A 12,892-nucleotide genomic window follows, 5' to 3' on the forward strand; every position below is an offset into this window, starting at 1 on the left:
GGCTTCAAAGATGCGCCGACGTGAAAGAGCCTTACCGAATCCACAATCAACCCGGTAGCCCATTCCATAATCAACTCGGTATTTCAGGTCGATGTAAATCGACAGACAGCGCGGTCGGCCCCCTCTCCCTCTGGGAGAGGGAACTGATTGGAGGTGCTTCAAAGATGCGCCGACGTGAAAGAGCCTTACCGAATCCACAATCAACCCGGTAGCCCATTCCATAATCAACTCGGTATTTCAGGTCGATGTAAATCGACAGACAGCGCGGTCGGCCCCCTCTCCCTCTGGGAGAGGGTTGGGGTGAGGGTGCCTGTGACACAAAAAACCCGGCCGAAGCCGGGTTTCTGTTCAAGTGATCACTGCATCCACGGCGGTGGCGGTGGTTCGTCGGACTTGCCTTTGGGCTCGTCGTCTGCCGCACGGATAGCCTGCTTGCGCTCTTCGTCGAGGCGCGCCGCTTCGATCTCGCGCAATACCCCGCCGACATCGGCGAGGTCTTCCGGATCATCGAACTCGCCGGTCAGCACGCTGGCCGGGTGCAAGGTGCCGGCTTCGTACAGCGCCCACATTTCTTTCGCGTACTTGGTGTTCTTCAACTCCGGCGCGAAGCGGCCGAAATACGAAGCCATGTTGCCAACGTCGCGCTCCAGCATGCTGAACGCGTGGTTGTTGCCGGCAGCGTCGACCGCTTGCGGCAGGTCGATGATGACCGGGCCGGTCGGCGTCAGCAGCACGTTGAACTCCGAGAGGTCACCGTGCACCAGACCGGTACACAACATCAGCACGATCTGCGAAATCAGGAACGCGTGATATTCGCGCGCCTGATCCGGCTCCAGCACCACGTCGTTCAGACGCGGCGCGGCGTCGCCATACTCGTCGGCGACCAGTTCCATCAACAGTACGCCGTCGAGGAAGTCGTACGGCTTGGGCACGCGGACACCGGCACCGGCCAACCGAAACAGCGCCGCCACTTCGGCGTTCTGCCAGGCGTCTTCGGTCTCTTTGCGACCGAACTTGGAGCCTTTGGCCATGGCCCGCGCCTGTCGGCTGTTACGGACCTTACGACCTTCCTGATACTCGGCCGCCTGGCGGAAACTGCGTTTGTTCGCCTCCTTGTAGACCTTCGCGCAACGTAACTGATTACCGCAGCGCACTACATAAACAGCTGCTTCTTTGCCACTCATCAGTGGGCGCAGCACTTCGTCGACCAGACCGTCCTCGATCAGGGGTTCAATGCGTTTTGGAGTCTTCATCAGCTTTTATTGTGGGTCCTTTATTACCAAACACGCGAATGTCACTCGTTATACGGCAATCCTCGCACCACGGGGAGGGGTTGCCGACCTGTGAACCCTATGAATGCATACACTGTGCCGAAAAAAATCGACCGTTGCGAATCATAGCCGAGCCGGGGTCACTTGGCGTTATCGGCCGTCGAGGGCATTTGCGACAGAATCTGACATGCCGATGCACTGAAGATCCTGTGGGGTCAGCGTTCGATGATGGCGGTGACGCCTTGACCGCCGGCGGCGCAGATAGAGATCAGGCCTCGCCCTTTGCCTGCGGCATCGAGAAGCTTGGCCATGTTCGCCACGAGACGCCCGCCAGTGGCGGCAAAAGGATGCCCCGCTGCCAGCGAACTGCCCTTCACATTGAGCCGGCTGCGGTCGATCGAGCCCAGCGGCGCGTCGAGGCCCAAGCGGGTTTGGCAATATTCCGGATCTTCCCAAGCCTTCAACGTGCACAGCACTTGCGCGGCGAACGCTTCGTGAATTTCGTAGTAATCGAAATCCTGCAAGGTCAGCCCATTGCGCGCCAGCAAGCGTGGTACGGCGTACACCGGCGCCATCAACAGGCCCTCGGCACCGTTGACGAAGTCCACCGCCGCCGCTTCGCCATCGCGCAGATAAGCGAGAATCGGCAGGCCGCGTTCCTTCGCCCACGCTTCACTGCCCAGCAGCACCACCGAGGCGCCATCGGTCAGTGGCGTGGAGTTACCCGCCGTCAGCGTGCCTTTGGCGCTTTTCTCGAAGGCCGGTTTCAACGAGGCGAGTTTTTCCAGGGTCAGGTCCGGGCGCAGATTATTGTCGCGGGTCAGGCCGAGAAACGGCGTCATCAGATCGTTGTGCCAGCCCTCGGCATAGGACGCTGCCAGTTTGTGATGACTCTCGAGTGCGAGCTGATCCTGATCTTCGCGGGGAATGTTCCACGTCTGCGCCATCAATTCACAATGCTGCCCCATCGACAGGCCGGTGCGCGACTCGCCGTTGCGCGGGAATTCGGGGATCAAGTGTTTTGGGCGCAGTTGCAGAAAAGCTTTCAGCTTGTCAGCGGTGGTTTTGCCACGGTTGGCTTGCAGGAGGATTCGGCGCAGGCCTTCGCTGACGCTGATCGGCGCGTCGGAGGTGGTGTCGACGCCGCCGGCAATACCGCTGTCGATCTGGCCGAGGGCGATTTTGTTCGCCACCAGGATCACCGCTTCAAGGCCGGTGCCGCAGGCTTGCTGGATATCGTACGCAGGCGTCGATGGCGACAGACGCGAGCCGAGTACGCATTCGCGGGTCAGGTTCATATCCCGTGACAATTTAAGCACTGCACCGGCCACCACTTCACCGATGCGCTGCCCGTGCAGGTTGTAGCGTTCGATCAAACCTTCGAGGGCGGCGGTGAGCATCGCCTGATTGCTGGCCGTGGCGTACGGCCCGTTGGAACGGGCGAAAGGGATACGGTTACCGCCAATGATCGCGACGCGGCGCAGCTGACTCATGCATAACTCCTTTTCAGATTGATCGGTTTCACGCTGGCCCCTTGTAGGAGTGAGCCTGCTCGCGATCGCGGTGTGTCAGTCAGCAAATGTTCATCTGATACACCGCGATCGCGAGCAGGCTCGCTCCTACAGGGTTCTGCTGTGTTACTGAATTTGTGCTCCGCAACAAAACCGTCGGGGGCAAACTACTCTGCTGTTCTAGCGTAGGCCGTATTGCGTGGATCGAACGATTGATTGCCGTCGATAGTCCACACTTTGAACCCCAACTTCTGGAGAGCGTTCCATGTCTGACCGCTATATCGACTTCGCCAACTCGTCCATCGGCCATCGTCTGGTCGGGGCACTGGGCCTGCCGTCGCCGGTGCGGCTGGAACGCTGGCAGGCCGGACGTCTGCGTCCGGTGGAGGGCGCGCTGCTGATCGGTGGCGGGCCGCTGGCCGAGCGCATCAGCCGCTTCGCCAACCGTTTGACCGACGGCATCTATCGCTACGGCGAACAGCCTGCGAGCGCCAGCGAGTGGATTGCCGGCCACGGTCCGAAACTCAAAGCCGTGGTGTTCGACGCCAGTGAGTTGCAGCACACCGACCAGCTCAAGCATCTGCGTGAATTTTTCCAGCCGTTGATGAAAAACCTCGAATCCAGTGCGCATCTGGTGATTCTTGGCCGCGCTCCGGAAACCCTGCGCGAGCCTTTCGCCGCCAGTGCGCAACGGGCGCTCGAAGGCTTTTCCCGGTCGCTGGCCAAGGAGTTGCGCAGCGGCGGCACGTTGCAACTGATCTACGTCGGCGAAGGGGCCGAAGATCAACTCGAAGGACCACTGCGGTTTTTCCTGTCGCCGAAAAGTGCCTTCGTCTCCGGCCAGGTGATTCGCCTGACGGCTTGTGCGACACCGGTGACGGACTGGACGCGACCACTGGCCGGGCGCAAGGCGCTGGTCACGGGCGCAGCGCGCGGCATCGGCGCTTCCATTGCGGAAACCCTGGCGCGTGATGGCGCCGAGGTGATCCTGCTCGACGTACCGCCCGCAAAGACCGAACTTGAAGCTCTCGCCGCCCGCCTCGGTGGACGCGCGATCACCCTCGATATCTGCGCCGAAGACGCCGCCAGTCAACTGATCGAACAGTTGCCTGATGGCCTCGACATTCTGGTGCACAACGCCGGCATCACCCGCGACAAGACCTTGGCCAACATGACCCCGGAATTCTGGGACGCGGTGCTGGCAGTGAACCTCAACGCCCCGCAAGTGCTGACCAAGGCTCTGCTCGACAACGGCACGCTGCACGATAACGCACGAGTGGTGCTGCTTGCCTCGATCAGCGGCATCGCCGGTAACCGTGGGCAGACCAACTACGCGGCGAGCAAGGCCGGATTGATCGGTCTGGCGCAAGCGTGGGCGCCGACACTGCTTGAACGCGGCATCAGCATCAACGCCGTGGCCCCGGGGTTCATCGAAACGCAGATGACCGCACACATCCCGTTTGGCCTGCGTGAGGCCGGGCGGCGCATGAGTTCGCTGGGTCAGGGCGGCCTGCCGCAAGACGTCGCCGAAGCCGTCGCATGGCTGGCGCAACCGGGCACCGGCGCTTTCACCGGGCAGGCGCTGCGGGTCTGTGGACAAAGTGTTCTGGGGGCTTAAGGCATGAGCATCGAATGGCACACACTGGATCGCGAACCGGGTTTGCCCGGGCTCTACGCGCGGGCGGCGACGCGACGCAAAATCACCGGCACGCAACTGCCCGACGGCGGATTGCGTTGCTGGGTCGATGTCGATGGCCAACGCCTGGCGGCGTATCGCAAGGTCTGCGGTTTCGCCGATGACGGCCTGTTGCCGCCGACTTATCCACACATCCTCGCCTTTGCCTTGCAGATGCAGTTGCTCACGGCCAAGGACTTCCCGTTTCCGTTGCTGGGGCTGGTTCACCTGAGCAATCGCATCCGCGTGTTACGGCCGATGGGCGGGATCAGCCGCGCGCACGTCAGTGTGCGGGTGCACAACCTGCAGCCGCATCCCAAAGGCGCGACGTTTGATCTGCTGACCACCCTCGATGATCAACTCGGGCCGTTATGGGAGGCCGAAAGCCAGATGCTCTGTCGCGGGGTGAAACTCGAAGGCGAGGCGCTCGAGCAGGAGTGGCAGCCGAGCCAGGCGCTGACGGAAGTGGCGCACTGGCAAGCCCCGGCCGACATTGGCCGGCAATACGCCAAGGTGTCCGGCGACTACAACCCGATTCACTTGAGCGCGGCGAGCGCAAAACTGTTCGGCTTCCCCACCGCCATCGCCCATGGTTTGTGGAACAAGGCACGCACGCTGGCAGCGCTGGCGGATCAGTTGCCCAAGGCCAATCTGGAAATCGCTGTGCATTTTCGCAAACCGGTGCGCCTGCCCAGCGAGGTCAGGTTATTGGCCAGCGCCGCAGGCTCCAGTGGCGAGTTGCAGTTGATGGGCGCTGGCGACCTGGAGCACATGGTCGGTCTATGGCAACCGATTGCCTGACGCTCTGGCAGAGCAGAAACAGCCCGTAAATTGTGTATATATCACTTAAGTTTTCCTCGCGTTCTTCGCCCTTCCCGTAAAACCCCAGGCCTTGATTTTCAAGGCCTTTTTTTGCCCGTGTATATCTTGGGTATTAGTCGTTAGGCACTGCACTGGCGCTTATATATAAAGGCGTTAATACCAACTTGAGAATGGTTGAAATCCGCGCACCGACTGAAATTACAGCCACGGACGAGGCATCACCGGCGACAGATCGGTGAGCCATCGAAGGCAACGAACGTTGTGACAGGTGCAAGGAATCTCGATCATGAAAACTCAAGACGTATGGTGCAAATCTGCAATCGCTCTGGCATTGATTTTCTCCCTTGGCCTCGCTGGCTGCAGCAGCGGCGGTGGCGGCCATCACAGCAGTTCCGGCAGCGCTTCGCCGTCCAGCGACACCGCTGGAACAGGTGGCACCGGTGGTACTGGCGGCACGGGTGATACCGCAGGCACCGGCGGAACCGGTGGTACTGGCGGTACTGGTGGCACCAACCCAACCGATCCAACCAATCCAACCAATCCAACCAACCCGACAGATCCTACTGATCCAACCAACCCGACCAATCCGACACCGACGCCGCTGGTGACCACGACGCTGGTGCAGGATGTCGGTACTACCGTGGCCGGCGTGGGCGATGGTGTCGGTCAGGTTGGCGACTCTTTAAGCACCGTTCCCGTGGTTGGCGGCGTCGTGCAAAGCGCGGCCAACACTGCCGGCAACGTCGTCAGCACCTTGGGTAATGGTGTGGCCGACGGCATCGGCAAACTGGCCACCGACCCTAACGGCCTGACTACCACCGTCGCCTCGGTCGGCGGCGTGGTCACGGATGTCGGCAACGGCGTCTCCGACCTCAGCGGCAAACTGGCGACCGCCACCGGCAGCGTGCCAGTGGTCGGAGGTGTGGTCACTCGAGTGGCGCCACTGCTCGACGGCGTTGGCGAGAAAGTCACCATGCTCGGCAATACCCTCGACACCACGCTGACCAATGGCCCGACAAGTCAACTGACCAATCAGCTCGGTAAAAATCTGGTGCCGGTGATTGCGATGGTCGAAAGCACCACCGACAAGGTCGGCAGCGCGACAGGTCTGGGCGATCCGCTCAAAGGCGTGATCCAGAAAGTCGGCGATACCGTCAACGGCGTGGGTGACAAAGTGACCGACGCGGGCAATGGCAATGCGCTGACCAATACCCTCGGTGGAGCACTGAGCAACGCCGGGACTGCAGTCGGCAAGGCCGGCGGTCTGGTCTCCAACGGCACCGGTTCAGGTACTGGCGGCGGTATTGGCGGCGGCCTCGGTGGCGGCCTCGGCGGGACCGGTCTGCTGCAAACCGTGGGCGGTGCAGTGGTCAATGTCGGCGCAGGTCTGAATGCCGGCAACACCAATGGCGTGGTCAGCGCCGGTGGCGTCAGCGCTGTCGGCCTGGGTAATACCGTCGCTTCGCTGAACACTGTGCTGGGCGGCTCGGGCTCACCGATCACGGCCACTACCTCACCACTGGCCACCGTGGGCGCCACTTTGGGCACAGCGCTGAATCCGGTCACCAGCGGCGTCACCAACGTGACTCAACAACTGGGTGCCGCTACCGGTCTCGGTTCGCCAGTCGCCGGTCTCACCAGCCAGGTTGGCGGTGCGGTGGGCAACCTCGGTGGCGCGATTGCCGCCACCAACAATCCGGTCACTACCGCCGTCGGTGGGCTGGTAACCAACGTCGGCAGCACCGTCACGGCGGTCGGCGGGCTGGTCAACGGCGGCACCAGCGGGGGCACCACCGGTGGCGGTCTGGGCGGTGTGCTCGGTGGTCTGACCGGCGCCCTTGGTGGCAACAAACGCTAAATTGCACCTGGCCGATTCGACGGCCTTACCTACAGCGCCTACGCTTGGTTGAGGGCGGAAGATTCCCACGAGTCTTCCGCTTTTTTCTTAGGAAAAAACAGCCTCAAGCTGTGACCTGACCATGGAGTGTCCTATGCGCGTTATGGCGTCCCTGCTGTTCCTCAGCCTCAGTTCTGCTGCTCTCGCCGACACTCTGCCCAGCTTCCTCAACAGCAACGAAACCATCCGCAACCTGCCCGTGCCCAACTTGCCGGCCGATGCCTATCGCCCGAGTGCCGCGCCGGTGCAAGTACCGGATGCCGGGGCGACCGCTGCGCAGCCGTTGATGATGAGCACCAAGGTCAATCTGAAAACCGTGCAGATCGAAGGCGGCACGATCTACCCGCTGACCGAACTGGCGCAGAATTACCAACCGCTGATCGGCCATGAGACCAGCCTCGCCGAGCTGATCGAAGCCACGCGCAACATCACCCGGCGCTATCAGCAGGACGGCTATCTGTTGTCGTACGCGTTCCTGCCGCAACAGAATTTCGAGGACGGTGTGGCACGGGTGGTATTGGTGGAAGGCTACGTGCGCGACGTGCAAATGCAGGGCGACATCGGCCGAGTCAAAGGCCTGATCGATGAACTGGCGGCGAAAATCCAGGCCGAACGCCCGCTGACCCGCAAGACGTTCGAGCGTTACACGACGCTGATGACGCGCATCCCCGGCGTGACGATTCAGGCCCAGGTGCCGCCGCCGGGCACCACCGACGGCGCGACCACGCTGGTCGCCGAAGCCAGTCGCAAACCGTTCACCAGCACCCTGAGCACCACCGAAGACAACCGCAACGGTACTCAGGCCTTGCTCGGTGTCAGCAGCAATTCGCAGACCTCGATGGGCGAGCAATTGACCCTCAGCGGCTTATTCCCGCCGGGCGATGATCACGAGCATTACTACCGCCTGGACTACAACCAGTTCATCAACAGCGAAGGTGCACAACTGGCCCTGTCCGCTTCGCGCTACCGTGCTGACCCGGGCACCAGCCTGTTGCTCGACAACGGCCTGGAGCTCAAACCCCATCGCGAGAACGACCGCTATTCGATCGGTTTCACCCTGCCGCTGATTGCCGCCTCCAACGAGCTGCTCACCGCCGGCTCACGGCTTTACGCGGTCAACGACAAAACCCGCTACAAGGTCATCGGCTACCCGTTGAGCGTCGAAGAACGCACCGACATACGCGCCCTCGCCTTCGAAAGCGACTGGCGCAAGGCTGATGCCCGACAACTGCGGATTTTGAGTGGCGGTGTGTATCAGGGCGTCGACAGCATGGGCGCAAAAACCAACAACAGCGCTATCGATCTCGACTTCTTCCGCGTGCGCCTGTCCGGGGTGCAGAGCAACAAATTCCTCGACAACTGGCAGGGCGTGCTGTCGGCTGCGCTGTACTGGAGCGACGACAGCTTGCCCGACAGCGAACGCGCGGTGTTCGGCGGGCAGAATTTCGGTCGTGGTTATCCTGACGATCAGGCATCCGGCGACAAGGGATGGGGGGTGGCATACGAGGTCAACTACAGCTTCAACCGCGACGGCAATTGGGTGCGCATCCTGCAACCGTACTTTGTGCTGGACCGCTCGCGCAGCTGGTTCAACGAATTGCCGGTACAGGCCAACAGTCTGTCGTCAGCGGCGATCGGTCTGCGTTTCGGCGATGCCAAGTACTACAACATTGCGCTGGAGGCGGCGAAGGCGATGTCCGATGAAGCGCTCGACACGTTCAACCGTCGAGCGCGGTATAGCATCAGTTTCAGCTACCAACTCTAAAACCCTCCACGTGCAGGAGCTGCCGCAGGCTGCGATCTTTTGATGTTGTTTTTTTACAAAGCCAGATCAAAAGATCGCAGCCTGCGGCAGCTCCTGCACCGGTCAGAAGGCGTAACGCACTTTTGCAGTGAAACCGTCGGAATCAAAGCCGCTGGCCGTCACGTAGTTGTACGACCCGCCGACACTCCAGGCGCCCATGCGGTAGTTGGCGCCCAGCCCCAGTTCATAGCTGTCACGCACCGGCGTGGTGCCACGGCTGGTGAACGAATCGCCGCCCAGAACGAACGATGACGTTGTGTCGACCTTGTCGCCGATAAAGTCGTGCCATGCCATGACTTTCGCTTCCGGCTCAAGACTGCCGGTGCCAACCGCAAACGCAGCGGCCAGACGTGCACCCACGCCTATTTCACCGACTTCGTAACGCTGGCTGCCGACATTCAACGACGCCGAACTGCCCTTCTCGCGATACGCATCCATGCCGACATTGGCATAACGGGCACCGACCTGGGGCTCGAGTACCACAGCAGGCAGCAGGTGCCAGCTGTAACCGGCCAGCGCGCTCACACCGAAAACATCACTGTCGTAATCGGCCTTGGCGCGCGTGCCGGCGATGTAGCGTTTCGACTCGTTGTCGTTCCAGCCATACATCAGCGAAGAATCGACGAACCAGTTGTCGTGCAGCCAATTGCTGTACAGGGTCAGCGCATGTCCGGTGACCTGGGTCTTGCTGCCCAGATCGGATTTCACGTCGGTGTCGAGGTAGCTGTAGGCCAGGCCCAGGGTCGTATCGGCGTTCAACTGGCCGTCGGCCCCCACCGCGATCCCGTGGCTGTCAGCGTCATAACCGCTCACGCCACGGCGCTCGTCCTGGTTGGCATCACTGCTCAAGGCTTGCAGCCAGACACCTTTTTCATTCGAGCCCGACTGTGCCCGAGCGCGCGCCGAGCGCTCGTTGATCACACCGGAAACCAGCGTCTGACTGTTGGTTGCTGCATGCAGAACGCCACGGCTGACATCCGGGCTGAGGGTCTCGGACAAGCGCGCCAACTCAGCATCGGTGCTGGCATTGGCGAAGGCTTGGTACACCGGATCCTGCTCGTCGAGGCGACTCATCAGCGATCCGGACAGACGACCGATCGCCCTGGCTGCGTTGACACTGCCGCCGACGGCCAGCGTGTTGTCTGCCAGTTCTTCAGCGGACTTGGTCGCCACCACCGTGATGATGTCATTGCCTTGGACACCGAAGCTTTTTACATCCAGCAGCGCGGAGCTGGAAGTCACGGTCAGGTTATTACCGCCGACCAGATTACCCGAGCTGATCAAGGTGTAGCGCGTGCCGCCGGGTGTGACCCGGAAGTCGCTGGAGCGCGCCAGCAAACGCAATTGCCCGCCGGGTGCAATGTCGGTGGTGCCGGTGACTTTCAACACCGGCAGCGCCGGGTTGGTGTCATTGCCCAGATACAACTCCAGTACCGAATTGGCTTCTTCCATGTCGAAGTCGCCGATGATCGTGGTGTGCGGGCGCACCAGCGTCAGCGTGCCTTCTTCGATGGTGACGTAACCGGACCTGATGGTCGAACCGTCGAACGTTGCATCGCCATCGACCAGCACGCCAGCCAAACCAAGCATATCGCCCTTGACCGTGCCGCCGAAGAAGTCGAAATACGTTTGCCCGTCATCAACCTGAATCGCCGCCGTACCGCCCTCGATCAACCCCGTCAGTTGATAAATTCTCGACAGACCGCTGCCGGCTGTCTGGTCACTGACGTGAACACCAATCGACTCACCGGAAATCGTACCGCTGTTGCTCAGCATTGCGCCGGAAGTGAACTTCACACCCTCCAGCGTCAGCGCCTCGGCATCAGTACCGCGAGCACGAATGACCCCGCTGTTATTGATTGAGCCTTTGAGTGTGGCACCGTCGAGAAACACGCCGAGTGCATCAATACCACTGGCGTTGATCGTGCCGCTGTTGCTGATCCCGCCCAAGGTAGTGTGTACAAACATCACACCACCGGCCCGCTCGCCACTGACATCAATGCTGCCGGTATTGGAGAGACTTCCACCTATGGTGCTGCCGGTATCGGAAATACCGGTGGAATCGCCCGAACCGGTCAATCCGTGAACAGCAATAGAACCTTGATTGATCAGGCTGCTGGTAATTTTGCTCGGCACTACGCCAGAGGAACCCAAGAGGATACCTACGCCATGGTTGGCGCCGTCAATGCGGATATCAGCGTTATTGCGCAATTGGTCGGCGGTCAGTCCCATGAACTGAGCAGCGTAAGTAAACGTCGACGGCGACCCGGGAGCGATGGTCCCGTTGCCGTTCAAATCGACCAGCCCCCAAGTCTGCAGGTTACTGTTCAGCGACCCACCGCCGAGGTCATGGTTCAGGTTGGCGGCAACGGCAGTAGAAGCGTGCAGCGTGGCAGCGGCAATGGACAGCGCCAGCAGCGATTGGCGCAAGCGTGCGGTATTCAAGCGAGATTCCCTTCCAAAACTTTATGAAACAGTTTCAGCAGGGCTCACATTCAACTGGCATCCCTACCGACCCTCCAGTTGGCCTGGTTCGGGCGCGGGGAATGTACACGAGCCATCATTTCGACACTACTAAAATGTCAGAATGATGGCGTCAATTTTCACGACCTCATTCCAGGGCCTTCAGAACGGCTCCCACAATGACCGCGCCCAATGTAGGAACTGCCGCAGGCTGCGATCTTTTGATGTTGGTTTTTAAAAAGCCAGATCAAAAGATTGCAGCCTGCGGCAGCTCCTACAGGGGTGGTTCAGGATTGTGGGTCAATCCGGTCGAGTGCGCGGCTCACCTGCCAGTTCGGCGAGCATGACGATTTGCTGAATCGCCAGCGCCGTGTTGCGCTGCGGCCGGCTGAGCTGATCGGCAAAATCACTGGCCATGACGTTGGCCGACGCCAGGGATTCACAGGCATGAGCCAGCAAGCTTTCGGTGTCGATGTTCGGCTGCACGAGGAACATCGTACTGGGCTGGTAAGGTTTTGCAGGTTTGGGGCAAAGGTAGAAATCGAGAGCGCGCTTGATGGCTTCGCGGTTTTTGACTTGATCGTCGATACGTATGGCGTCTTCGAGCGGGGTGCTGGTTTCGGGGGGCGGGTCGGGAATCAGTTTGTCCATTTAAAACTCCTACTTGGCTGTGGAAGCCATCTCTTGTCGTTTCCACACAACAAAAGGTGGCAGCTATGCGCAGGGTGGAAATACCGATAAGTAGGCAACCGGCCAGACCGAAGCCTGCCCACGCACAGCCGCCGCGACACAGTTTGCAGACGAAAGAAGTCGCCGACAACGATTACGGTGGTGGTGCAATGCATCTACTTGAATTTCAGGTTTCCACACCTGGCCGCTGAGCATTCAGCGACAACCCGAAGCCTAGAGAACGCACGTCTGACGGACAACCTGAAAACCTTGTGGGAAGGTTCGTCTATTTTGAAACAACTTTAAACACCCACATGACTCGGTGGCAGGAAGGGCTTCTTCCCGGGCAAGCCAGGCTCTCACAATGACCGCGCCCAATGTAGGAGCTGCCGCAGGCTGCGATCTTTTGATGTTGGTTTTTAAAAAGCCAGATCAAAAGATCGCAGCCTTCGGCAGCTCCTACAGGGGTGGCTCAGGTTTGCCAGTCCATCCGGTCGAGTGCCCGGCTCACTGCCAGTTCGGCCAGCCTCACGATTTGCTGAATCGCCAGCGCCGTGTACATCAGTGGAGAACGGTGGGTGTCAGGGTGGCATTTCTGGCAGGCCAGCTCCCACAGGAATTGCATGCTGCCTGCAAGAAATGGGTTGGCTGGTAGGCGCCATCGCGAGCAGGCTCACTCCTACAAGTGGATCGGGTACATCAGTTGGAGATTGGTCGGCTGTCAGGCCGCCATCGCTGGCAAGCCAGCTCCCACAGGGATTGAGTGAAGTCAGCCAATAG

General features: G+C 60.5%; 8 protein-coding genes and 1 pseudogene. 4 read left to right on the top strand and 5 right to left on the bottom strand.

What is annotated here, in order from left to right:
• Positions 1-356 precede the first annotated feature (356 nt).
• Positions 357-1,253 (bottom strand): PA4780 family RIO1-like protein kinase, encoded by an 897-nt coding sequence (locus ACIPIZ_RS24930; RefSeq protein ID WP_064388826.1) that lies wholly within the window; start codon positions 1,251-1,253, stop codon positions 357-359.
• A 233-nt stretch (positions 1,254-1,486) separates the two neighbouring features.
• Positions 1,487-2,764, bottom strand: coding sequence for an acetyl-CoA C-acetyltransferase (locus tag ACIPIZ_RS24935; protein ID WP_401168008.1), 1,278 nt, complete (start codon positions 2,762-2,764; stop codon positions 1,487-1,489).
• Between the two features lie 283 nt (positions 2,765-3,047).
• On the opposite strand from ACIPIZ_RS24935, the gene ACIPIZ_RS24940 reads away from it, so the two are divergent.
• The 4 genes from ACIPIZ_RS24940 (at position 3,048) to ACIPIZ_RS24955 (ending at position 8,941) form a co-directional block, all read left to right on the top strand.
• Positions 3,048-4,400 (top strand): 3-oxoacyl-ACP reductase, encoded by a 1,353-nt coding sequence (locus ACIPIZ_RS24940; RefSeq protein WP_122855020.1) that lies wholly within the window; start codon positions 3,048-3,050, stop codon positions 4,398-4,400.
• Positions 4,401-4,403: 3 nt separating this feature from the next.
• Positions 4,404-5,258 carry a MaoC/PaaZ C-terminal domain-containing protein gene (locus ACIPIZ_RS24945; protein WP_064388823.1) on the top strand — a complete coding sequence of 285 codons (855 nt, stop codon included), beginning with the start codon at positions 4,404-4,406 and terminating at the stop codon, positions 5,256-5,258.
• Between the two features lie 307 nt (positions 5,259-5,565).
• Positions 5,566-7,137 carry a collagen-like triple helix repeat-containing protein gene (locus tag ACIPIZ_RS24950; RefSeq protein WP_401168011.1) on the top strand — a complete coding sequence of 524 codons (1,572 nt, stop codon included), beginning with the start codon at positions 5,566-5,568 and terminating at the stop codon, positions 7,135-7,137.
• 133 nt (positions 7,138-7,270) lie between these two features.
• Positions 7,271-8,941, top strand: a complete 1,671-nt coding sequence (locus tag ACIPIZ_RS24955; protein WP_401168012.1) for a ShlB/FhaC/HecB family hemolysin secretion/activation protein — start codon at positions 7,271-7,273, stop codon at positions 8,939-8,941.
• A gap of 102 nt (positions 8,942-9,043) precedes the next feature.
• Here ACIPIZ_RS24955 and ACIPIZ_RS24960 read toward each other — a convergent pair whose 3' ends face one another.
• The 3 genes and pseudogenes from ACIPIZ_RS24960 to ACIPIZ_RS24970 all read right to left on the bottom strand — a co-directional run bounded on the left by ACIPIZ_RS24960 (position 9,044) and on the right by ACIPIZ_RS24970 (position 12,737).
• Positions 9,044-11,425, bottom strand: coding sequence for an autotransporter outer membrane beta-barrel domain-containing protein (locus ACIPIZ_RS24960; RefSeq protein ID WP_401168013.1), 2,382 nt, complete (start codon positions 11,423-11,425; stop codon positions 9,044-9,046).
• A 305-nt stretch (positions 11,426-11,730) separates the two neighbouring features.
• Positions 11,731-12,094 (bottom strand): annotated as a pseudogene (locus ACIPIZ_RS24965) (DUF6124 family protein).
• 490 nt (positions 12,095-12,584) lie between these two features.
• The gene (locus ACIPIZ_RS24970; RefSeq protein ID WP_401168021.1) at positions 12,585-12,737 is read right to left on the bottom strand and encodes a hypothetical protein; all 153 of its coding nucleotides are present in this window, start codon (positions 12,735-12,737) and stop codon (positions 12,585-12,587) included.
• Between the last annotated feature and the right edge of the window lie 155 nt (positions 12,738-12,892).

Origin of the sequence: Pseudomonas sp. NPDC087690 (assembly GCF_044743175.1) — a bacterium.
GTDB lineage: Bacteria > Pseudomonadota > Gammaproteobacteria > Pseudomonadales > Pseudomonadaceae > Aquipseudomonas.